This window comes from Nitratireductor sp. XY-223, from assembly GCF_004959855.1.
GTDB lineage: Bacteria > Pseudomonadota > Alphaproteobacteria > Rhizobiales > Rhizobiaceae > Hoeflea_A.
The window spans coordinates 129,818-151,343 of record NZ_SPNT01000003.1; the positions used below are offsets into that span (position 1 = coordinate 129,818).

20 protein-coding genes are annotated in these 21,526 nt (G+C 62.2%); 13 read left to right on the forward strand and 7 right to left on the reverse strand.

What is annotated here, in order from left to right; all coding sequences use genetic code 11:
* Positions 1–210: 210 nt before the first annotated feature.
* Together E4M07_RS12205 and E4M07_RS12210 are read left to right on the forward strand one after the other, a co-directional pair.
* Positions 211–1,170 (forward strand): glutathione S-transferase C-terminal domain-containing protein, encoded by a 960-nt coding sequence (locus E4M07_RS12205; protein WP_136658631.1) that lies wholly within the window; start codon positions 211–213, stop codon positions 1,168–1,170.
* An 82-nt stretch (positions 1,171–1,252) separates the two neighbouring features.
* A complete protein-coding gene (locus E4M07_RS12210) occupies positions 1,253–1,990 on the forward strand; it encodes a glycosyltransferase family 25 protein (RefSeq protein ID WP_136658632.1) in 738 nt (245 codons plus the stop codon).
* A 3-nt stretch (positions 1,991–1,993) separates the two neighbouring features.
* Here the strand turns inward: E4M07_RS12210 and E4M07_RS12215 are convergent, their stop codons facing one another.
* Positions 1,994–2,878 (reverse strand): glycosyltransferase family 10, encoded by an 885-nt coding sequence (locus E4M07_RS12215; protein ID WP_136658633.1) that lies wholly within the window; start codon positions 2,876–2,878, stop codon positions 1,994–1,996.
* 73 nt (positions 2,879–2,951) lie between these two features.
* Entirely contained in the window at positions 2,952–4,364 is a 1,413-nt protein-coding gene (locus E4M07_RS12220) for an 8-oxoguanine deaminase (RefSeq protein ID WP_136658634.1), read from the reverse strand.
* A gap of 206 nt (positions 4,365–4,570) precedes the next feature.
* Here E4M07_RS12220 and E4M07_RS12225 point away from each other — a divergent pair, with 206 nt between their 5' ends.
* Positions 4,571–6,373 carry an IlvD/Edd family dehydratase gene (locus E4M07_RS12225; protein WP_136659182.1) on the forward strand — a complete coding sequence of 601 codons (1,803 nt, stop codon included), beginning with the start codon at positions 4,571–4,573 and terminating at the stop codon, positions 6,371–6,373.
* A 7-nt stretch (positions 6,374–6,380) separates the two neighbouring features.
* Here E4M07_RS12225 and E4M07_RS12230 read toward each other — a convergent pair whose 3' ends face one another.
* A complete protein-coding gene (locus E4M07_RS12230) occupies positions 6,381–7,295 on the reverse strand; it encodes an alpha/beta hydrolase (RefSeq protein ID WP_136658635.1) in 915 nt (304 codons plus the stop codon).
* Between the two features lie 153 nt (positions 7,296–7,448).
* Positions 7,449–9,524: a transglycosylase SLT domain-containing protein gene (locus E4M07_RS12235; RefSeq protein WP_136658636.1), complete on the reverse strand. Its 2,076-nt coding sequence runs from the start codon at positions 9,522–9,524 to the stop codon at positions 7,449–7,451.
* 302 nt (positions 9,525–9,826) lie between these two features.
* On the opposite strand from E4M07_RS12235, the gene dapA reads away from it, so the two are divergent.
* A complete protein-coding gene (gene dapA, locus E4M07_RS12240; RefSeq protein WP_136658637.1) occupies positions 9,827–10,708 on the forward strand; it encodes a 4-hydroxy-tetrahydrodipicolinate synthase in 882 nt (293 codons plus the stop codon).
* A gap of 28 nt (positions 10,709–10,736) precedes the next feature.
* The gene (gene smpB, locus E4M07_RS12245) at positions 10,737–11,213 is read left to right on the forward strand and encodes an SsrA-binding protein SmpB (protein WP_136658638.1); all 477 of its coding nucleotides are present in this window, start codon (positions 10,737–10,739) and stop codon (positions 11,211–11,213) included.
* On the opposite strand, the gene E4M07_RS12250 is transcribed toward smpB, so the two are convergent.
* Both E4M07_RS12250 and E4M07_RS12255 read right to left on the reverse strand, forming a co-directional pair.
* On the reverse strand, positions 11,194–11,877 hold the full coding sequence (locus E4M07_RS12250) for a uracil-DNA glycosylase (protein WP_136658639.1): 684 nt from the start codon (positions 11,875–11,877) through the stop codon (positions 11,194–11,196). The two genes, smpB and E4M07_RS12250, sit on opposite strands and share 20 nt — an antisense overlap.
* A gap of 24 nt (positions 11,878–11,901) precedes the next feature.
* Positions 11,902–12,492, reverse strand: a complete 591-nt coding sequence (locus E4M07_RS12255) for an NYN domain-containing protein (protein ID WP_136658640.1) — start codon at positions 12,490–12,492, stop codon at positions 11,902–11,904.
* A gap of 533 nt (positions 12,493–13,025) precedes the next feature.
* On the opposite strand from E4M07_RS12255, the gene rpoZ reads away from it, so the two are divergent.
* The 8 genes from rpoZ (at position 13,026) to recO (ending at position 20,226) form a co-directional block, all read left to right on the forward strand.
* Positions 13,026–13,442 carry a DNA-directed RNA polymerase subunit omega gene (gene rpoZ / locus E4M07_RS12260; protein WP_136658641.1) on the forward strand — a complete coding sequence of 139 codons (417 nt, stop codon included), beginning with the start codon at positions 13,026–13,028 and terminating at the stop codon, positions 13,440–13,442.
* A 142-nt stretch (positions 13,443–13,584) separates the two neighbouring features.
* On the forward strand, positions 13,585–15,816 hold the full coding sequence (locus tag E4M07_RS12265) for a bifunctional (p)ppGpp synthetase/guanosine-3',5'-bis(diphosphate) 3'-pyrophosphohydrolase (RefSeq protein WP_136658642.1): 2,232 nt from the start codon (positions 13,585–13,587) through the stop codon (positions 15,814–15,816).
* A gap of 163 nt (positions 15,817–15,979) precedes the next feature.
* Positions 15,980–16,576 carry a DUF2062 domain-containing protein gene (locus E4M07_RS12270; RefSeq protein ID WP_136658643.1) on the forward strand — a complete coding sequence of 199 codons (597 nt, stop codon included), beginning with the start codon at positions 15,980–15,982 and terminating at the stop codon, positions 16,574–16,576.
* Positions 16,577–16,604: 28 nt separating this feature from the next.
* The gene (acpS, locus tag E4M07_RS12275) at positions 16,605–17,009 is read left to right on the forward strand and encodes a holo-ACP synthase (protein ID WP_136658644.1); all 405 of its coding nucleotides are present in this window, start codon (positions 16,605–16,607) and stop codon (positions 17,007–17,009) included.
* A 91-nt stretch (positions 17,010–17,100) separates the two neighbouring features.
* On the forward strand, positions 17,101–17,847 hold the full coding sequence (gene lepB / locus E4M07_RS12280) for a signal peptidase I (protein WP_136658645.1): 747 nt from the start codon (positions 17,101–17,103) through the stop codon (positions 17,845–17,847).
* Entirely contained in the window at positions 17,844–18,551 is a 708-nt protein-coding gene (gene rnc / locus E4M07_RS12285) for a ribonuclease III (RefSeq protein WP_136658646.1), read from the forward strand. Before lepB ends, rnc begins: the two co-directional genes overlap by 4 nt.
* Complete coding sequence (era, locus tag E4M07_RS12290; RefSeq protein ID WP_136658647.1) at positions 18,548–19,471, forward strand: GTPase Era; 924 nt, start codon at positions 18,548–18,550, stop codon at positions 19,469–19,471. Before rnc ends, era begins: the two co-directional genes overlap by 4 nt.
* 17 nt (positions 19,472–19,488) lie before the next feature.
* Positions 19,489–20,226: a DNA repair protein RecO gene (gene recO / locus E4M07_RS12295; RefSeq protein ID WP_136658648.1), complete on the forward strand. Its 738-nt coding sequence runs from the start codon at positions 19,489–19,491 to the stop codon at positions 20,224–20,226.
* A gap of 3 nt (positions 20,227–20,229) precedes the next feature.
* Here the strand turns inward: recO and E4M07_RS12300 are convergent, their stop codons facing one another.
* Positions 20,230–21,456, reverse strand: coding sequence for an MFS transporter (locus E4M07_RS12300; protein WP_136658649.1), 1,227 nt, complete (start codon positions 21,454–21,456; stop codon positions 20,230–20,232).
* Positions 21,457–21,526 lie beyond the last annotated feature (70 nt).

Here is a 21,526-nt window from a genome sequence, read left to right on the forward strand (position 1 = left end):
TCACTGCCGCCGATCCGCGGTCCCCTCAATACCATCGGATTATATCATCGCGTGTGTTTTGGCCAGACAGCCAGCCGCAGCCACTGAATGGCGCTGTTCGATTCGGGGCACCTGCCGGGAAAGGGTGACGCACCGTCTTCCGATCGGGCAGCCGATTTCGTTGATTGTGCCTGTGTTTGTGCCATTTAATGCGCCAACCGGAGGATGACCATGGGCTTGATGTTGAAGGGCGCGTATCTGGCGGAAGACCCGCAGCCGGACACGCAGGAGGACGGCGAATTCAGACGCGCCAGGAGCACGATCCGCAACTGGATCACGCCGGACGGCGCGGCCGGTCCGACCGGCGAGGGCGGCTTCGCGGCGAAACCCGGGCGCTACCACCTTTTCCTCGCCTGGAACTGCCCCTGGGCGCACAGGGCCTTGCTGGCGCGCCATTTCAAGCGGCTTGCGGACGACATCAGCGTTTCCTTTGCAGCACCCCGCCGCACCGCGGATGGCTGGGTCTTCGAAAAGGACGGAGAGTTTGCGGACAGCGTGTTCGGCGCGTCGGCACTGCATGAGGTCTATGCCCGCGTATCCCCTGCCTATACGGGCAGGGTGACGGTGCCTGTTCTTTGGGACCTTGAGCGCAACGTAGCGGTCAGCAATGAATCGGCCGATATCGTGCGCATGCTCGACCGGTCCTTCGACGGGGGGCTCCGGCTCTATCCGGACGATTGCACAGCCGAGATCGACGCGTGGAACGAGCGCATCTACCGCAACGTCAACAACGGCGTCTACCGCGCCGGATTCGCGCGCACGCAGGAGGCCTACGACCGGGCCGTTGCCGAGGTATTCGAAACCCTCGACCGGATCGAGGGGCAGCTCGGCGAAACACGCTACCTCGCCGGCGACGCATTCACCGAGGCGGACCTTCGGCTGTTCCCGACACTCGCCCGTTTTGATGTCGCCTATCACTATGCCTTTAAATGCAACATCCGGCGACTGCAGGATTATCCGAACCTGTGGGCCTACGCGCGCGCCATCTACCAGATGCCCGGCGTCGCGGAAACGGTGCGGTTTGACGTCTACAAGCAGGGCTATTTCTCGCCCAGCCCGCTGCGCAATCCGCTCGGCATCGTTCCCGCCGGTCCCGCGATCGACTGGTCCGCACCCGACGGGCGCGGCTGACCGCTGCCTGCGCCAGGCCGTCTTGACTCCCAACCGATGTGCCGTCACATCGTGAACGCAGGGTTTCGGGATCGGACGGCGCATGCAAAAACGGGCATTCATAATACATCTGGCGCGTGCCAAGGGCCGCAAACGATTTGCCGACGAACTGGTCCGGTCCTCCCCGATCGAGACTGAAATCATCGATGGCGTGGACGGCGGCAAACTCGAGCAGGACGAGATTGACCGGGTCTACAGTCCCGGTTTGCACCGCCCGCATTATCCGTTTCGCCTCCGGCCGGCTGAAATCGGCTGTTTCCTCAGCCACCGCCGGTGCTGGCGTCGGATCGTCGATGACGAACTGGACTACGGGCTGGTGTTTGAGGACGATGCCGCGCTGGACGCCGCGGTCGCCGGACCCGCCATTGATTTTGCCGAGAGCCATATCGCGGACGCAGGCTATATCCAGATGCCCGTCAGGGACGTACCGGCAGGCGCAGAACTGAATTTCGAGAGCGCCGGCATCAGGCTCATGTCGCCGCTTGTCACGCCGCTCAGAACGTCCGGCCAGGTGGTAAGCCAGGCCGCGGCGCGGCGGCTTCTCTACGTGACCGAGGTCTTCGACCGCCCGATCGACACACTGCTTCAGATGCACTGGATTACCGGCATCCGGCCGCTCGTCCTGACACCCTCGGGCCTCACCAACCACACGGAGGCCGCCGGCGGCAGCACCATTGCGTCCGGCAAGACGGTCTTTGAACGCGTGAATCGTGAAATCAGGCGTTTTTCCTATCGCCGGAAAATCGAAAAACTGTCGCGGCGCCACCAGGCGCCCGCGTGACGCTCAGGTGTTTTCCCGCAGCAAGGCGTTCGCGGCGTTCGCCTCGTAGTCGACATAGCGCAACGCAATGTCGCGATTGGCCTCGATCGAGGCCCGCTTGGCCTCGTACAGTTCGGGTGTCGCCGCCGCGATCGCGGATCTGATCTCATCGGCGGACCGGCAGATTATCATCCCGTCCGGGTCGAAGTGGCGCTCGATATCCGGCGCTCCCCAGTAGATCGGGAGTGTGCGGCAGATCATGCAGTCGATGAGCTTCTCGGTGAAATAGCCTTCTTCCCGGCTGTTTTCGATGACGATCGAATAGCGGTATGACGAAAGGCCTTCCTCCTTGCGCTCAAGCTCCTTGTAGGCGCTGCCAAGAAGATCCACGTCCTTGCCGTTGCTCGTGCACCATTGCGCGATTTCGTGCCTGAGCGCGTGCCCCTCGAGCTCTGTCTTGGACGAGGCGATCAGCGACATATGCCGGTTCTTGTCCTGTTGCCCGCCTGTCGCGACATCGACCCACGCACCCCCGAACGGCATGACCAGGGCGTTTCTGGTCCACCGGGCCATGAAGGGGCGGTGTGTGATGATGCGGTGAAACCGAAGCTGCAGGGCGATCGCCGCCAGGTAATTGCGCTTGTGGACGGCGAAAGGCTCCGCAATCAGCATCGAGATGCGGCATCGCACGCCCGGTCTCGGATCCCAGAAGTATTTGGATCTAGGATAAAGCATCAGATGATCGTCACGGCTGAGATCGCCGACCGTGCCCGAAACGCCCGGCTCGCCGAGCGGCCAGTTCAGATCGCTGGCCGGCACATCGCAAAGCCTGCCGGTCAGCACATGTTCATAAGGCAGGATGCCTATCTTCATCGGGATGGTCTCTTCGCGCACACGCGAAGGTGTCATACCGGGAAATCCAACGACTGCAAGGGCAATGCGGCAACAAAGTTGGGGGCGGCGGCGGACGAAGGAATGGCTATCAGCCGGCCAGTTCGCGGCTGTGGCGGTTGTGCTCCTCGATCACGGAACCGATGTCCAGCGTGACGATCTGGCCGTCTTCGACGACGACCTTGCCGTTGATCACCGTATAGCGGGCCTTTTGCGGCGCGCAGAAGATGGTCGCGGCGACCGGATCGTGCAGCGCGCCGGCATAGTCGATCGTGTTGAGGTCGAGAGTGAAGAAATCTGCGCATCTTCCGGTTTCCAGTGCGCCGACATCGTCCCGGCCGAGAACAGCCGCACCGCCCAGCGTCGCCAGTTCCAGTGCCTGGCGCGCGGTCATCCACTCATGGGTGCGTAGCGGGTGGGACTGGGACAGAAGGAAATGCTTGCGCGGGCCTTCCGGCGGCAGCAGTCCCATCTGCAGGCGCGACAGCAGCATCGCCTGGCGCGCCTCGAGCAGCATGTTGGAGGAATCGTTGCTGGCCGATCCGTCGACCCCAAGTCCGACCTTTACGCCCGCGCGAAGGTATTTCTTGACCGGCGCGATGCCGGAGGCAAGGCGCATGTTGGAGCAGGGGCAGTGCGCGGCCCCGCAGCCGCTGCGGGCAAACTTGCCGATTTCCTCGTCGTCGACATGGATCGCATGGGCGAACCACACATCGTCTCCCAGCCAGCCGAGATCCTCCATCCACTCGACCGGCCGCTTGCCGAATCGCTCCAGCGTGTAGCGTTCCTCGTCGAGCGTCTCGCAAAGATGGGTATGCAGCATCACCTTCTTGTCGCGCGCCAGCACGGCGGTTTCGCGCAACAGGTCTTCCGAGACCGAGAACGGCGAGCACGGCGCGAGCACGATGCGGGTCATCGCCCCGTGCGCGGCATCGTGATAGCGGTCAACCACCCGGATGCAGTCGGCCAGGATGTCTTCTTCTTCCTCCACGCAGTCGTCCGGCGGCAGGCCGCCCTTCGATTCTCCGAGCGACATCGAACCGCGGCTTGCATGGAAGCGCACGCCGAGGTCGGCGGCGGCCTCGATCAGGAAGTCGACCTTGTTGCCGCTGCGGAAGAGATAGGAATGGTCGAAAACGGTCGTGCACCCGGACAGCGCCAGTTCGCCAAGGCCGATGAGGGCGCTCGTACGGGATGCCTCCGGATGGGTCTTTGCCCAGATGCGGTAGTGCGCCTGCAGCCAGGGAAACAGGTTGTTGTCCTGCGCGGCCGGAAGGTTGCGTGTCAGCGTCTGGTTGAGGTGGTGGTGGGTGTTGACGAAACCCGGCAGGACGATCTGGCCGCGCGCGTCGATGACGCGGTCGGCCTGCGACGGGAGCGTTTCACTCGCACCGACGGCTTTGATGACGCCGTCCTCGGCGTAGAGGCCGCCCCCGGCCAGTTCCCGTCGATCACGATCCATCGTCACCAGCATGTCGGCATTTTTTACAAGCAGTGAGGCCATTTGGTTCTCCATGAGGAGATTGTGGGACAACGGTCGCACCGCGATCCTAGCGTCTGGCGGGTTCGATTCCACCGCAATATTCACGAAACACTTTCAGCAACATGATTTCAAAATGTGAAACCATGTTTCTTTATTCGGAATATTTGCTGGCGTGCTGAATTCCCGATAGGTAAAAAGGAGGCGGAGCAAACGCAATGGAGCGCAAGATGGGAACCAGCGGCGACGGCAAACAGCGCAGGTTGAGATCTCGGGAGTGGTTCGACAATCCGGACAATCCGGATATGACCGCGCTCTATCTGGAACGCTATCTCAATTACGGGCTGACCCGCGAGGAACTGCAATCCGGAAAGCCGATCATCGGCATTGCCCAGACAGGCTCCGATCTTTCGCCGTGCAACCGGCCGCACCTCGAACTGGCAAAGCGGGTCCGCGAGGGCATTCGCGAAGCCGGGGGCATTGCCATCGAGTTTCCAGTCCATCCGATCCAGGAGACCGGCAAGCGGCCGACCGCCTCGCTCGACCGCAATCTCGCCTATCTCGGGCTGGTCGAGGTGCTCTACGGCTATCCGCTGGACGGAGTCGTTCTGACCACCGGCTGCGACAAGACCACACCGGCCTGCCTGATGGCCGCCGCGACCGTGGACCTTCCGGCAATCGTGCTGACCGGCGGGCCGATGCTCAACGGTTGGTTCCACGGCGAACGCGTCGGGTCGGGTACGGTGGTCTGGAAGGCCCGGGAACTGCTGTCCGAGGGCAAGATCGACTACGACACGTTCATCGAAATGGTGTCCGATTCGGCCCCGTCCATCGGCTACTGCAACACCATGGGCACCGCGACCACGATGAACACGCTTGCCGAGGCGCTCGGCATGTCCCTGCCGGGCTGCGCATCGATACCGGCGCCGTATCGTGAGCGTGCTCAAATCGCCTATCTGACCGGCAAGCGCATCGTCGACATGGTCAACGAGGATTTGAAACCCTCCGACATCATGACGCGCGAGGCGTTCGAGAACGTCATTGCCGTCAATTCTGCGATCGGCGGATCAACGAATGCACCAATTCACATGAACGCCATTGCCCGGCATGTCGGCGTGGCGCTGTCGCTGGACGATTGGGAGAATCGCGGTCTCGACGTTCCCCTGATCGTCAACCTGCAGCCGGCCGGAGAGTATCTCGGCGAGGATTTTCACCGCGCCGGCGGCGCGCCGGCGGTGATCGGCGAGCTGATGCGCCATGGCCTGATCCACGAGGGCGCCATCACCGCAAACGGGAGAACGATCGGCGACAACTGCCGCGGTATCGTCAGCGAGAATGCCGATGTCATTCGCGATTTCGACCACGCCCTGAAGGAACAGGCCGGATTCAAGGTCATGCGCGGCAACATATTCGATGCCGCCGTCATGAAGCTGAGCGTGATTTCCGAAACGTTCCGGGAACGCTATCTGTCGGATCCGCAACACCCGAAACGGTTCGAGGGTAGGGCGATCGTTTTCGACGGACCGGAGGATTATCACCACCGCATCGACGATCCGGCGCTCGCGATCGATGAGAACTGCATATTGTTCATGCGCGGCGCCGGGCCGATCGGCTATCCGGGTGCGGCCGAAGTGGTGAACATGCGCGCGCCCGACTACCTCCTCAAGAAGGACATTCGCGAACTGCCCTGCATCGGCGACGGTCGCCAGTCGGGAACCTCCGGCTCGCCGTCCATCCTGAACGCCTCGCCCGAGGCCGCCGCCGGCGGCAACCTGGCCCTGTTGAAGACCGGCGACCGGGTTCGCATCGATCTCGGTGCCGGAACGGTGGACATGCTGGTCGAGGATTCCGAAATCGAACGCCGCCGCTCGGAACTCGGCGCCGCCGGAGGTTACCAATATCCGGCATCGCAGACGCCCTGGCAGGAGTTGCAGCGCGGCGATGTCGACCAGCTATCGGACGGAATGGTTCTCAAAAGCGCCGTGAAGTATCAGCGCATCGCGTCAAAAGGGATGCCGCGCGACAACCACTGACGCGGCGTCACGACTTGTCGGCGTCGCGCAGGAACGCGGCGATGACCTTCGGCAGGTCGCCGACGTGAAGCAGCGGCGCGTGCCCCTGGCCGGGTGCCGTGTTGCGCTGCATGTCCGGATTTCGGCTGGCCATTTCATCCACGGTCGCCTGCGACAGGAGCGACGAATTCTCACCGCGTATGGTCAGCAGGGAAATGTTGCGCAGCCCGTCGAATTGCGGCCACAGCGTCGGTAGCGGGACGTTCAGGTCGATCGCGTGCAGCATGTCGATCAACGCCGGATCGAAACGTCCGACCACCTTGCCGTCCTTTTCTTCGAAACTGGCCGCGGCCAGATCGCGCCAGTCCTGGTTCGACAGCGCGCCGAAACCGGCCCCCTGAAGCGTTTTCAACGTCTCCGCCACCTGCAGCAGGTTGGACGGGTCCTTGATCCGATCGTGATAGGCCATGATCTGTGCGAGCCCGGCACCCTCAACGACCGGCCCGGCATCGTTCAGTATGGCCGCCGACATGATGCCGGGGCGCATCGCGGCAAGGGCGTGAATGATCAGTGCGCCGCGGGACGTGCCGACGAATGCCGCGTGCTTGACGGCGAGCGCGGCGCAACCGGCCAGCACATCGTCGGTCTCGACCTGGATATTGTAGTTCGACTTGTCCTTGTCCCATTCAGACAGGCCGCGGCCGCGATAGTCGAAACAGACGACGCGCCGCGGCGCCGCCTCGCTTCGCGAAAGGATCAGGGCCAGATCGTGAAAATCCGCGCTGTTGCGGGTCAGGCCGGGCAGGCAGACGACCGTGGCATGCTTATCGGTTCCGTCCCGTCCGCGCCCATAGTCCCGCGCCGCGAGCTTGAGACCGTCGCTCGCGGAAAAATAGACCTGGTCGAAGCCGGGCTCGACGCGTGTTGCAACCGTATCGTCCATCTGTGACCTTCCGGACATTGTCCCCCGGTGGTCAGATACGGCATCCGGCCGGCAAAGCAAAGCCGGACGTCATCAATTACCGACACGCATGGATATGGTCGGAACGTCAAATTGGGCTGATTTATCGGCTGGGTGGACGGCTTGACGCCTGTCTCAGCGCCTTCCGAAACGCAGGTCCGCGACGATGTCGGAGGACTGGCCGAGCCGGACCTTGTAGACTTGGTAGTTCTCCATAACCCGCTGCACATAGTTGCGCGTCTCGGTGAACGGGATCTGCTCGACCCAGTCGACGATATAGTCGATCGACTTGCCGCGCGGATCGCCGTATTTCTCGATCCACTGCCGCGACCGGCTGGGCCCTGCATTATAGGCAATGAAGGTCAGGATGTAGGATCCGTCGAAATCGGCGATGTGCTCGCCGAGATAGTGGGCGCCCAGGGTCGCGTTATAGGCCGCGTCGCGCGTCAGCTTGGCCTTGGAATAGGCGATGCCGTGTTTCCTGGCGACCGACTTGGCGGTGGTCGGCAGCAATTGCAGCAATCCCCTTGCATTGGCCTTGGAGACCGCCGCCTTGTCGAACGCGCTTTCCTGGCGGGCAATCGCATAGGCGAGCGCTTTGCCGGATCCGGAGATGTTGGCGTTTGCCGGAATGACACCCGTGGGGAAGGCGAGCGCGGCAACGTTGAGGCCGCGGTAAAAGGCGATCTTGCCGACCTGCAGGGAAAGGCGGTGCTCGCCCTGCTTCTCGGCCATGGCAGCGAGTATCGCGAGTTCGCCCGGACTGGTCAGTTCGCGGGCAAGGGCAATGTAGAGTGCCTTGGCCCGGTGACCATGGCCGGTTTCGGTAAGGCGGTGGATGGCGCGCACCGCGCGGCGCCCGGCAAAGTGCGTGCGTTCCGTCGCGGTCGGCGACGGGTAGCGCACGTTGATGCCCTTCCTGTTGATCCGTGCCGCGGCCAGCTGCCCGTAATAGGTCGCGGAGAACCGCGCCGCCTGGGCGAAATAGTCGCTGGCTTTTCCGGGACCGCCGGCCTCGGCTGCCCGGCCGAGCCAGTAATAGCTGCGCGACAGGGACAGTGGCCGTGTGGCTGCGTTGAGCGCCCGTTGAAAATGCGCCGCTGCCGTCTTGCCGTCATTGGAAAGCCGAAGCGCGTACCAGCCGGCGTGCCATTCCGATTCGATTATGTCCTTGGGCCGGCTGGACACATGGTGCGCGGCAATCCGGTAGGCGGTCCTCAGGTCCCCCTTGTCGGCCAACGCCCGCGAGACAATGCGCGTTTCGACCCACCATTCGTGCGTGTTGACGAGCGCATCGGGATTGCGGGGCGCCTGGAGCAGCAGCTCGGCCGCTTTGTCGTAGTTTTTCTTGCGGCGATGATAGGAGACGCGAGCGAACAGTAGGCCCGGGTCTTTTTGCAAGCTTGGATGCACCGCCGCGATCAACTTGGCGGCCTTCGAGCTCTTGCGGATCGCCGCGGCCCGCGCCTTGAACAGCGATTGCGCGTTGGCCAGCGCGTCGACGCGGTCCGCCTGGGTGATGCGGTCGCGATACAAAAGCATGTCCATGCGGCGCTTGTGGTCGGCGCGCGTCAGCAATCCGGAAAATTCCTTGAGGATGAGGGACTCCAGCCTCTTGTCCAGGACTTCGCCGCGCCAGACGGGCGCGATGACCGCCGCCGCCCGGGGTTTCTGGCCTGTTGCCTTGAGCGCGCGGGCCAGTGCGATCGCCCCTTCGACGGTCTCCGGCCTGCTCGTTCCGAATGCGGTGATTACCTGTTGCGGCGTGGCGCCCTCGCGCGACAGTGCCCGTTCCGACTTCACCCGCAGCACGGCAAGGCCGGGCCAGTGGGCGAGTTCGCCCGCCGCAGCGGCGATTTCGGAGGAGGGCACGCCCGTTGCGCCGGAGATGGCGATGGCCCAGGTCAGCACCTCGCGGTCGAGGGAGCCGCGCGGCAGGCTGTCGCGGATGGCGCGGGAGGTCTTGATCTCGTTGTCGGAAAGCGCATCCAGGCCCTTCTTGAGCTGACTGGATTTTATCGAGGGATCTGCGGTCCTGTGAACAGAGGAGGTCGTGTCGTGCGGCGAGACGACATTGTTCGCCAACTGCTGCGTGCCGGGCCGGGATTTCGGTACCGGCACCTTGGACAGGCTGATCTCGGCGCCGGCCGTGTATGCCGAACTGAAAACGAGGGAGGAAGCCAGCAGTGTCGTGAAAGCCAGTCTGAACATCAGAGCATTATCCCTTCAATTTGGGCGGAATTCAGCCCGCATGCCGATTCCGCTGCGCCTGCATGGCCGTCTTTCAGGGTCTCAAAGATCAATGAAAAGAGCGTTAAGCAAAGGTTATTCAAGCGTGTTGTAACAAAATGTGTCCGGCCGCGATCAGCCGGTAACTTTGTCGCGCCGCGGCGCTTGCGGCAGCGATGCGCCGGGACTATGGTGCAGCGCTTTTTGTTGCCGGCGCAGTCGGTTATTCTGCGTTCGATAATATGTCAATGCGGGTCGTCACGCCCGTCATGTCAGGAGCTAGCATGTTCAAGGGGTCTCTTCCGGCGTTGGTCACACCGTTCAACGACGCCGGTGAATTCGACGAAACCGCCTTCCGCAGCTTTGTGGAATGGCAGATTTCCGAGGGAAGCCATGGTCTCGTGCCTGTCGGCACGACCGGCGAATCCCCAACCCTTTCGCATGACGAGCACAAACGGGTCATCGAGCTCTGCGTTGAGACGGCGGCCGGACGCGTTCCCGTCATTGCCGGTGCCGGATCGAACAACACCGGCGAGGCGATCGACCTGGCGCAGCACGCCGAAAGGGCCGGCGCCGATGCCGTGCTTGTTGTCACGCCTTACTACAACAAGCCCAACCAGCGCGGCCTCTATGCCCATTACGCGTCGATCGCGGAGGCGATTTCGCTGCCGATCTTCATCTACAACATCCCCGGACGCTCCATCATCGATATGAGCGTCGAGACGATGGCGGCGCTCGCCGGCGACTTCGACAACGTCGTCGGAACGAAAGACGCGACCGCCAAACTGGACCGCGTTTCCGAACAGCGGCAGTCCTGCGGTGCCGACTTCATCCAGCTGTCGGGCGAGGACGGCACGGCCTTGGGCTTCAACGCCCATGGCGGCGTCGGCTGCATCTCCGTCACCGCCAATGTGGCGCCGCGGCTTTGCGCCGAGTTCCAGGAGGCCATGGCCAAGGGCGACTATGCCGGTGCGCTGGAGTACCAGGACCGTCTCATGCCGCTGCACAAGGCGCTGTTCCTGGAGCCCAATCCGGGCGGCACGAAATACGCGCTCAGCAGGCTCGGCCAGATGACCGACACCCAGCGCCTGCCGCTGGTTCCCATCGAGGCGCAGACCCGTGCCGCGATTGACGACGCCATGCGCCATGCGGGCATCGTGAACTAGGGGGCGATGCCGGGAACGGTTGAATATCATGTCGAAGGCCGGTTCAAAGCCAGCGCGGCGCGTCGTCGCGGAAAACCGCAAGGCGCGCTTCAACTACGAGATTCTCGACACGTTTGAAGCGGGGCTGGTGCTGACCGGCACCGAGGTCAAGTCCCTGCGCGAGGGCAAGGCCAACATCGCCGAATCCTACGCGACGGAGGAGGGCGGCGAGATCTGGCTGATCAATTCCTATTTGCCGGAATATCTGCAGGCCAACCGCTTCAACCACGAAACGCGGCGTCGGCGCAAGCTGCTGCTCAACAAACGCGAAGTGCGCAAGCTCATCGGCGCCGTCCAGCGCGAGGGCATGTCGCTGGTGCCGCTGAAAATCTATTTCAACGATCGCGGCCGCGCCAAGCTGGAGATCGCGCTGGCAAGGGGCAAGAAGCTCCATGACAAGCGTGAGACCGAGAAGAAGCGCGACTGGGAGCGCCAGAAGGCCCGACTCATGCGCGAGAAGGGCTGACGGCTACCGGTGCAGGTTCATTAAGAAAGTTCGCTATGTCTTTGAAGACATTTGTGAACATGTCCTCGGTTAGCCGGCCTGTATTGGTGTTGTACCGCGAGCAATGATAGCTGGAGAAGACTTCAAGACCGCCGGCCTGCGTCCGTCCGGCGTGGCGGAACGGATGGGCCGATACGCGCTCGCCCAGAGCCCGCACGGTGGAATCGTGTGCGATCTTGCCGAGCGTCAGGATGGCGCGCAGGTTCGGCATCGCTCCGATCGAGGCGGATAGGAAGCGTCGGCATGTGTTGATCTCGGCGCCGACCGGCTTGTTTTCCGGCGGAACGCAGCGCACCGCGTTGGTAATGGCCGTTTCGACCAGTTCGACGCCGTCGTCCGGCCGCGCCGCGAAAGATCCGCGCGAGAATCCGAATCGCGAGAGTGTGCCGTAAAGGAGATCGCCGGCAAAATCACCGGTGAACGGCCGCCCGGTCCGGTTTGCGCCGCGCAGTCCCGGGGCAAGTCCGACAATGAGCAAACGCACGGAAGCCGGACCGTCTTCGGGGCAGAAGGTCTCCACGGGCGCGTTGTGCCATTCGGGGTGTAACTCGCGCTGTGCGGCGATGAAGGCATGCAGTCGCGGACACAATGCGCAGTTGCGGTCGGGATCGGTGGGGTCGGTCATGCCTGCCGGCATAACCCAAAGCTGCTAGTGATTGAAGTCGTATTCTTCTTCTTCCTCAGTCCGCGTCTGGCGAGCCTGCGGCCTGTCGGCTTCGGCGCGTCCGATTTCGGACTTCAGGGAAGCAAGGTCTATGAAATTGTCCGCCTGCCGGCGCAGGCAGTCGGCGATCATTGCCGGTTGGGTGGCGAGCGTCGACACGATGGACACCTTCCGGCCGCGACGTTGCAGCGCCGCCACCAGGCTCTTGAAATCGCCATCGCCGGAGAAAATCACCAGGTGATCGACGGTCTCGGACTGCTCCATGGCATCGACCGCAAGTTCGATATCCATGTTGCCCTTGATCTTGCGCCGCCCCCCGGCGTCGGTGAATTCTTTCGCCGGTTTGGTGACCACGCGGTAGCCGTTGTAGTCCAGCCAGTCGATCAGCGGGCGAATGGAAGAGTACTCCTGATCCTCAATAAGAGCGGTATAGTAATACGCGCGCAGCAGATAGCCGCGGCCTTGAAATGCGGTCAGTAGTTTACGGTAGTCGATATCGAAACCAAGACTCTTTGCTGTCGCATAGAGATTGGCGCCGTCTATGAACAAGGATATCTTTTCCCGAGGATCGAACATTATTTCACCTATGGATTATTTGATTATTTTGGCGCTATAAAGAAGGAATATAATACTCGTCTTAACCAATTCTCACCGCGCAAAATAGTTTTCCCATCGAAGCAATTTTATTGCATACACTGAGTATGTAGACAATGTAAATCCGCCCTAACAGTGGCTGGACAACAAATTGTGAACACTTTCTACCGGGGCATTCTCTGTTCAGTTGGCTTTTGAGAAGAATTCTTCCGTTCTGGCTCTTTGCTGACTTTAAAAAGCCGCGAATCAGCCACCTTATCCGGCGGTGCGATGCGAGCATGTCGTATCCGATCAGGCTTTACTGCCGATGTCTTCCGCAACGGATGCGCGGATGGCGGGGGCGTGCCGCCCGACCAGGCCGGAGCTCTTGCGTCAACCTTCTGCCGAACCGGTTCGCGAGACAGCGCATTTCCGCTGCGTTCGGGGCGAAAAATGCCATTTGCGCTTGAATTGTTCAGCTTTTGGGAGTATCGCCAAGGCAATCACGATATTTTTGCGAATATAAAGGACAGGCCATGGCCCGTGTCACAGTGGAAGATTGCATCGACAAGGTCGACAATCGGTTCGATTTGGTTTTGCTGGCGAGCCATCGCGCGCGCCAGGTCTCGCAGGGTGCCATGATCACGGTTGATCGCGACAACGACAAGAACCCGGTGGTCGCGCTGCGTGAAATCGCCGACGAGACCCTGTCTCCCGGCGACCTGAAAGAGGATCTCATCCACTCGCTGCAGAAACATGTCGAGGTGGATGAGCCCGAGCCCGATCCGGCGACGCTTCTTTCCGCCGAGCAGACCGAGGAAACCGTCATTGTAGCCGGTGACGTCCCGGCCGATCCCGAAGCCGAAGGCGTGTCCTTCGACCGCATGTCGGAAGAGGAGCTGCTGGCCGGCATCGAAGGCCTGGTCCCGCCGGAAAAAAGCGACGATTATTGATTTCATCACAAAGACGGCCGATATTCGGTCTGACACAGGACGCGCCGGGTCGGAGGGCCTGGCGCGTTTTTGTTTTGACGATTGACTTCGGCTGGCTGGATAATGATCCAGGGTTGGCCGAAGTTGAAGGAGTGAACCTTATATGATGCGCCAGTACGAGCTCGTTGAGCACGTGCACCAGTATAAGCCCGACGTCAACGAGGCCCTGCTGAACAAGGCGTATGTCTACGCCATGCAGAAGCACGGCAAGCAGACGCGGGCAAACGGGGATCCCTATATCTCCCATCCGCTGGAAGTGGCGGCAATCCTCACCGACATGCGGCTGGACGAGGCGACGATTGCAGTCGCGCTCCTCCACGACACCATCGAGGACACGTCGGCGACGCGCGACGAAATCGACGAGCTGTTCGGCGAGGAAATCGGCGGACTTGTCGAGGGGCTGACCAAGCTCAAGAAACTGGACCTGGTCTCCAAGAGGGCCAAGCAGGCCGAGAACCTGCGCAAGCTCCTGCTGGCGATATCCGACGATGTCCGTGTCCTGCTCGTCAAGCTGGCGGACCGGCTTCACAATATGCGCACGCTCGATTTCGTTCCGCCGGACAAGCGCGCCCGCATTGCAGAAGAGACGATGGAGATCTACGCGCCCCTGGCCGGCCGCATGGGCATGCAGGACATGCGCGAGGAGTTGGAGGAGCTTTCGTTTCGGCACCTGAATGCCGAAGCCTACGAAACGGTCACCAAGCGCCTCAAGGAGCTGTCGAAGAAGAACAGCGGCATCATCCGCAAGATCGAGACCGAACTTGGCGACCTGTTCGAGGAGCACGGTCTGAACGCGACCGTCACCGGACGGCAGAAAAAGCCCTATTCGGTGTTCCGCAAGATGCAGTCCAAATCGCTGTCCTTCGAGCAGCTTTCTGACATTTACGGATTTCGCATCATCGTCAATAGCATCGGCGACTGCTACCGCGCACTCGGCATCGTGCACATGCGCTGGTCCGTGGTTCCGGGTCGTTTCAAGGACTACATCTCGACGCCGAAGCAGAACGACTACCGGTCGATCCACACCACGATCATCGGGCCCTCCCGACAGCGCGTCGAGCTTCAGATCCGCACGATGCGCATGCACGAGATCGCAGAGTACGGCGTTGCCGCCCATGCCATATACAAGGACGGCGGTGAACGGGAAAACGGTCTGCTGCCGCAAGATTCCAATGCCTATTCCTGGCTGCGCCGGACCATCGAGCAACTGGCGGTGGGCGACAATCCCGAGGAGTTTCTCGAACACACCAAGCTCGAGCTGTTCCACGACCAGGTCTTTTGTTTCACGCCGAAGGGGCAGTTGATCGCGCTGCCGCGCGGCGCGACCCCGATCGATTTCGCCTATGCGGTGCACACCGACATCGGCGACACCACTGTCGGCGCCAAGATCAACGGCCGTATCATGCCGCTGGTAACGCAGCTCAGCAATGGCGACGAGGTGGAGATCATCCGCTCGGGGGTGCAGGTGCCGCCGGCCGCCTGGGAGGAAATCGTCGTCACCGGCAAGGCGCGCGCGGCCATCCGGCGTGCCACGCGTGCCGCCGTTCGCAAGCAGTATTCGGGTCTCGGATACCGGATCCTGGAACGGTCTTTCAACCGGGCCGGCAAGAATTTCAGCCGCGATCAGCTGGAACCGGTGCTGCATCGCCTGGGCTTCAAGGACGTCGAGGACGCGATCGCCGCGGTCGGCCGCGGCGAATTGTCGTCAAAGGATGTCCTGACCGCCGTGCACCCCGACCATCAGCATGAGCGCGTCGCCGTCAAACAGTCCACGTCGGACGAAGGCTGGTTCAACCTGCGCAGTGCGGCGGGCATGATCTTCCGGATCCCGGGCCGGTCGAAACAGTCGAAGAACCGGCGTGAACAACGGTCCGCGAACGGCGCTGACGCGTTGCCGATCAGGGGAACGGGCGACGACATGCCGGTTTCGTTCGGCACCGGCGGTGCCGTGCCGGGCGACCGGATCATCGGCATAATGGAGCGCGGCAAGGGCATCACGATCTACCCGATCCAGTCGCCGATGCTGACTCAGTTCGACGACGAGCCTGAGCGCTGGATCGACGTGCGCTGGGATATCGACGAGGCCGGCAGCAAGCGCTTCCATTCGCGCATATCGCTCAATGCCATAAACGAGCCCGGCACGCTGGCCGAAGTTGCGCAGACGATCGCCGCCAGCGACACCAATATTCAGACGCTTTCGATGGTCCGTGTCGCCGATGATTTCACGGAGATGGTGGTCGACCTGGAAGTCTGGGACCTGAAGCATCTGAACAAGCTGATCGGTGCCCTGAAGAAACTGTCCTGCATCAGCACGGTTTCGCGCCTCTACGAATAGACGCCCACCCACCGCGAATATACTGAATCAAGATTGCGTGTTCCGCCGCGCACGGCCCGCAGCAGCGGCCGGGAGCCATTGAAAGTGGCCATTGAAAAGTAATATTTAACAACATCCGTTATAAATTGTGCAGATGAACAGATTTGAGGAGTGAAGGTCCCGCATGTTGTTTCGCCGTCGCAAGCCAGCCGGAGTTCTGGAAAGGGTCCGGATATTCTTTTGGCCGCGACGGTCGTTTTCGCGCTCGTTCCAGTATTTCGGCAAACGGATACTTCGTCTGACGGCGACACCGCACGCGATTGCCGCGGGCGTCGCGGCCGGCGTCATGGCCTCATGGACACCCTTCATCGGACTTCACTTCGTCATCGCGGCCGTCTTCGCCATCCTGCTGGCCGGCAACGTGCTGGCTTCGGCGCTCGGCACGGCATTCGGCAATCCGCTGACATTTCCATTTATCTGGACCGCCACGTACAAGCTCGGCAAGTACATCACGATCGAGGATTTTGACGGCAGGGTGCCGCCGATCAACCTCAGCAGCCGCTTCAGCGATCTTGGCTGGCATCAGGTTTGGGACGCCGCGCTGACCCTGTGGGAGCCGATACTCAAGCCGATGTCCATCGGCTGTATTCCGTTCATGCTGGTTTTCGGGCTGCTGTTTTACATAACCACATTCATTAGTGTATCGGCGTTCCAGAATCGGCGCCGTCGCAAGCTGATGAAGCGGCGCGGCATGGATTTCAACGGCAAGCAAACCGTATGAACAAGACCCGCACGGAATATTTGGCGCAATGATCATCGGCATTGGCAGCGACCTGATCGACATCACGCGCATCGAGCGATCCATCGCGCGCTTCGGTGACCGCTTCACACACAGGATATTTACCGCCGTCGAGCGTGAGAAGTCGGACGGCCGCACCGCGCGCGCAGCGAGCTACGCCAAGCGCTTCGCCGCCAAGGAGGCCTGCGCCAAGGCACTGGGAACCGGCCTCGCTCAGGGCGTCTTCTGGCGCGACATGGGCGTGGTCAACGAACCGGGCGGCCAGCCCACCATGCGCCTGACCGGCGGCGCCGGCGCCCGGCTTGACTCCAAGGTGCCGGAAGGATACAGGCCGGCCATTCATCTGACCATTACGGATGATTATCCGCTGGCACAGGCCTTTGTCGTCATAGAGGCGCTGCCGGTTGACCCGTAGCGCCGGACCACCATCTAAATGGGCGGTTCCACTATTGCATCAAATACTCTAGTAAGCTGGGCTGATCGCCCAACCCAGGAAGGTCTCAAGCGTGTCTGAGAAGGTAGAAAAAAAAGAATCGACCTTTGGTGAAACACTGAAGGTCATCGTCCAGGCGCTGCTTCTGGCTCTGGTCATACGCAGTTTTCTGTTCCAGCCGTTTTCCATCCCCTCCGGATCGATGATGCCGACACTGCTCGTCGGCGATTACCTGTTCGTATCCAAGTATGCCTACGGCTATTCGCGCTATTCGTTTCCGTTCTCGCCGAACCTGTTTTCCGGCCGCATCTGGGCGGGCGAGCCGAAACGCGGCGACATTGCCGTCTTCCGGCTGCCGAGCGATCCGAAGGTCGACTACATCAAACGGGTTGTCGGTCTTCCGGGGGACCGCATCCAGATGATCAACAGCGTGCTGCACATCAACGGCGATCCGGTCAAGCGCGAGCGCATCGGGACCTTCAGCGCCGACGGCAATTACGAGAACAAGGTCAACAACGCGCCGGTCTACCGTGAGACGCTTCCCAACGGCGTGACCTACGAGACGCTCGATGCGATCCCCAATTCGACGACCGACAACACGCGTGTGTTCCAGGTTCCCGAGGGCCACTACTTCATGATGGGCGACAACCGGGACAATTCGGCGGACAGCCGCCTGAGCGTCGGTTACGTTCCGTTCGAGAATCTGGTCGGCCGCGCCGAGATGATCTTCTTCTCGATCGGCGACAACACTTCGCCGCTCGAGATCTGGAAATGGCCGAGCGAATTGCGCTTCGGACGGCTGTTCGAGATGACGGAATGAAGCGCAAGAGTGCACTGACCGAGGCGGACCACGCCAGTCTGGAACCACTGATCGGGCACTCGTTTAAAGACCAGAAGCGCCTGGAACGGGCATTGACCCATTCGAGTGCCCACCGGAGCGGGCAGGGGAACTATGAGCGCCTGGAGTTTCTGGGCGACCGCGTCCTCGGTCTTGTCATTGCGGAATTGCTGTTCTCGCTGTTTCCGGCGGCGACGGAAGGCGAACTGTCGGTACGCCTCAATCAGCTCGTCAGCGCCGAGACCTGCGCCGCCGTCGCCGACGAGTTGCAGCTGCACAAGTTCATCCGCACTGGAACCGATATCAAGACGCTGACCGGAAAACGCATGCTGAACGTGCGCGCCGACGTGATGGAATCTCTGATCGCGGCCATTTACCTCGATGCCGGCCTGGAGGCGGCGCGTCGCTTCGTCCTGCGCAACTGGGAAGACCGGGCAAGAGCCTCGGCCGAAGCCAGACGCGATGCCAAGACGGAATTGCAGGAATGGTCGCACAGCCGCACCGGCGAGGCGCCGACCTATTCGATCCTCGAGCGTTCCGGGCCCGACCACGACCCGCTGTTCACCGTCCGCGTCGCCGTCAAGGGCCACGGAGAGGAGGTCGGCAGCGGCCGATCGCGCCGTGCCGCGGAACAGAGCGCCGCGACCAGGTTGCTGGAACGCGAAGGCGTCTGGAGGCCATCGTGACGGAGGCCCCGGAGAACAAGGCAGGCCCGGATACCCGTTCGGGATTCGTCGCGTTGATCGGTGCGCCCAATGCCGGCAAATCAACGCTGCTCAACCATCTGGTCGGCGCCAAGGTGTCGATCGTCAGCCACAAGGTCCAGACGACACGCGCGCTGGTGCGCGGCATCGTCATCCACGATCAGGCGCAAATCGTCTTTGTCGACACGCCCGGCATCTTCAAGCCGCGCCGCCGGCTGGACAGGGCCATGGTGACCTCGGCCTGGGGCGGCGCCCATGACGCCGATGTCATCTGCTTCCTCATTGACGCGGAGCGGGGGCTTGTCGGCGATGCCGAGAACATCCTCGACGGACTGAAAGAGGTCTCGCGGCCCAAGGTGCTGCTGATCAACAAGATCGACAGGGTCAAGCCGGAGGCGTTGCTGGAGCTCACGGCAAAAGCCAATGAAGCGGTGGATTTCGAGCGGACCTTCATGATCTCGGCGCTGAAGGGATCGGGCTGCGGCGACGTGCTGGACTATCTTGCGGAGGCTCTGCCGGAAGGGCCCTGGTATTATCCGCAGGACCAGATCTCCGATCTGCCCATGCGGCAGCTGGCGGCCGAGATCACCCGGGAAAAGCTCTATCTGCGGCTGCACCAGGAGCTGCCCTACGCATCCCACGTGGAAACGGAGAAGTGGGAGGAACGCAAGGACGGCAGCGTACGCATCGAGCAGGTCGTCTACGTGCAGCGCGACAGCCAGAAGAAGATCGTCCTCGGCAAGGGCGGCGAGACCATCAAGAACATTAGCCGCACGGCGCGCAAGGAACTGGCCGAGATCCTCGAGCAGCCCGTGCACCTGTTTCTCTTTGTCAAAGTGCGCGATAATTGGGGCGACGACCCCGAGCGCTACCGCGAGATCGGGCTTGATTTTCCCTCCTAACGGGGCGGATCGCTTTTATGGAATGGCAAGACGAAGGCATAGTTCTGGGTGCCCGGCGCCACGGTGAAAGCAGCGTCATTGCCGAGATCATGACAAAGGCGCGCGGGCGCCATCTCGGCCTCGTGCGCGGCGGCCGTTCGCGACGCATGCAGCCGGTGCTGCAGCCGGGCAACAGCGTCCTGGTGACCTGGCGCGCGCGCCTGGACCAGCACCTCGGAACCTACCAGGTCGAGCCGACGACCCTGCGTGCGGCGGCACTCATGGAATCGGCGACGGCGGTCTACGGCGTCCAGGCGATGGCTGCCTTGCTGCGCTTGTTGCCCGAACGCGATCCGCATCCCCATCTCTACGAGGCGCTCGGCATCATCCTGGAAAACCTGCAGGATCCGGCCAGCGCCGGCGAACTTTTCGTGCGCTTCGAGTTGGCCATGCTGGAGGACCTGGGTTTCGGGCTCGACCTGACCCGTTGCGCGGCGACCGGGACACAGGAGGAACTGCAGTTCGTGTCGCCCAAGTCGGGCCGCGCGGTCAGCCGCGAGGCGGGTTTGCCCTGGGCCGACAAGATGCTCTCATTGCCCGAGTTCCTGGCTAACGGCAGCCGCAAATCCGCCGACGGGGAAAGCCTTTCGGCGGCCTTCGACCTGACCGGCTATTTCCTGCGGCGCCACGTCTACGAGCCGCGCGGCATCGAGGTTCCCGACGCGCGGTCCGGCTTCGTCAATGCGGCGCTGAAAGCGCTTGCTGCAAATCCCTGATCCTTATTCCGCCGGGACCGGAACGGCGCGGGGAACCGCCTGCTCGCGGATCGGCCAGTGGACGATCGCCGCGAACAGGCCGAGCGCGACGCCGAGCCACCAGACGGGATTGTAGGAGCCGAAGACATCGTAGAGATAGCCGCCCAGCCAGACGCCCAGGAACGAGCCGACCTGGTGCGACAGGAATACGATGCCGCCGAGCATGCCGAGATGGCGGGTACCGAACATGATGGCGACGAGCGCATTTGTCGGCGGGACGGTCGACAGCCACAACAGCCCCATGACCACCGAGAAGATGATCACGGATGTGCCGTTCTGCGGCAATAACAGAAACAGGGTCACGGCAACGGACCGGGCGAGGTAGATCGTGACAAGGAACATCGGCTTGGAATGGCGTTGTCCGATGACGCCGGCGGCGAGGGAGCCGATGATGTTGAAGAACCCGATCAGGGCGATGCCGATCACGGCGTAATTTGCGGAAACGCCGATATCGCCGATATAGGCGGGAAAGTGCGCGGTGATAAACGCCACCTGAAAGCCGCAGACAAAGAAACCGGCGGTCAGCAGCAGGTAGCTTTGATGGCTGAACGCCTCGCGCAGGGCCTCGCGGACGGTCTGCTCGATCTCCGTGGCCGACTGCGTGCCCGACTGGGCGTTGCCGCGCAGCGAAACGGCGAGCACCGGCACGATCAACATGGCGATGGCGAGATAGACCAGCGTGTCGGACCACCCCACCGTGTCGATCAGCCCCTGGGTGATCGGCGCGAACAGGAACATGCCGGCCGAGCCGGCCGCCGTGCCGAGCCCGAAGGCGAACGAGCGGCTTTCCGGCTCCACGTTGCGGGCAAAGGCCGCCAGGATGATGCCGAAGGAACCGGCTGCAACGCCGAGACCGACGAGGACTCCGCCGCCGATGTGAAGCAGCATGGGCGCGTCGGCCACCGCCATCATGTAGAGCCCGCCGGCGTAAAGCAGCGCCGAGAGCGCCAGCACGCGCCAGGTTCCAAACCGGTCGGCGATGGCGCCGAATACCGGCTGCCCCAGTCCCCAGCAGAGATTCTGTAGTGCCATGGCCAGGCCGAAAGTCGTGCGATCCCAGCCGGTCTCGGCGAGCATCGGCAGCTGGAAAAACCCCATCGCCGAGCGCGGTCCGAAGGTCAGCGCGGCAATGACGCAGCCGCTGGCGATGATCAGCCACGGAAATCCGGCCTTGGCGGTGCTGGTTGTCATGGTCGCCCCTTTTCGGATTCCATCACTTAGTGAGCGGCGCATGCCGGGAAAGGGCATTACGCGGACAAAT

Excerpts from the sequence above, each read along its gene's own strand:
- E4M07_RS12235 (WP_136658636.1), bottom strand. The coding sequence starts at position 9,524 with ATGTTCAGACTGGCTTTCACGACACTGCTGGCTTCCTCCCTCGTTTTC.
- E4M07_RS12255 (WP_136658640.1), bottom strand. The coding sequence starts at position 12,492 with ATGTTCGATCCTCGGGAAAAGATATCCTTGTTCATAGACGGCGCCAAT.
- E4M07_RS12205 (WP_136658631.1), top strand. The coding sequence starts at position 211 with ATGGGCTTGATGTTGAAGGGCGCGTATCTGGCGGAAGACCCGCAGCCG.
- E4M07_RS12270 (WP_136658643.1), top strand. The coding sequence starts at position 15,980 with ATGTTGTTTCGCCGTCGCAAGCCAGCCGGAGTTCTGGAAAGGGTCCGG.
- E4M07_RS12300 (WP_136658649.1), bottom strand. The coding sequence starts at position 21,456 with ATGACAACCAGCACCGCCAAGGCCGGATTTCCGTGGCTGATCATCGCC.
- E4M07_RS12210 (WP_136658632.1), top strand. The coding sequence starts at position 1,253 with ATGCAAAAACGGGCATTCATAATACATCTGGCGCGTGCCAAGGGCCGC.
- E4M07_RS12220 (WP_136658634.1), bottom strand. The coding sequence starts at position 4,364 with ATGGCCTCACTGCTTGTAAAAAATGCCGACATGCTGGTGACGATGGAT.
- dapA (WP_136658637.1), top strand. The coding sequence starts at position 9,827 with ATGTTCAAGGGGTCTCTTCCGGCGTTGGTCACACCGTTCAACGACGCC.
- smpB (WP_136658638.1), top strand. The coding sequence starts at position 10,737 with ATGTCGAAGGCCGGTTCAAAGCCAGCGCGGCGCGTCGTCGCGGAAAAC.
- E4M07_RS12265 (WP_136658642.1), top strand. The coding sequence starts at position 13,585 with ATGATGCGCCAGTACGAGCTCGTTGAGCACGTGCACCAGTATAAGCCC.
- E4M07_RS12250 (WP_136658639.1), bottom strand. The coding sequence starts at position 11,877 with ATGACCGACCCCACCGATCCCGACCGCAACTGCGCATTGTGTCCGCGA.
- recO (WP_136658648.1), top strand. The coding sequence starts at position 19,489 with ATGGAATGGCAAGACGAAGGCATAGTTCTGGGTGCCCGGCGCCACGGT.
- rnc (WP_136658646.1), top strand. The coding sequence starts at position 17,844 with ATGAAGCGCAAGAGTGCACTGACCGAGGCGGACCACGCCAGTCTGGAA.
- E4M07_RS12215 (WP_136658633.1), bottom strand. The coding sequence starts at position 2,878 with ATGACACCTTCGCGTGTGCGCGAAGAGACCATCCCGATGAAGATAGGC.
- E4M07_RS12225 (WP_136659182.1), top strand. The coding sequence starts at position 4,571 with ATGGGAACCAGCGGCGACGGCAAACAGCGCAGGTTGAGATCTCGGGAG.
- E4M07_RS12230 (WP_136658635.1), bottom strand. The coding sequence starts at position 7,295 with ATGGACGATACGGTTGCAACACGCGTCGAGCCCGGCTTCGACCAGGTC.
- rpoZ (WP_136658641.1), top strand. The coding sequence starts at position 13,026 with ATGGCCCGTGTCACAGTGGAAGATTGCATCGACAAGGTCGACAATCGG.
- acpS (WP_136658644.1), top strand. The coding sequence starts at position 16,605 with ATGATCATCGGCATTGGCAGCGACCTGATCGACATCACGCGCATCGAG.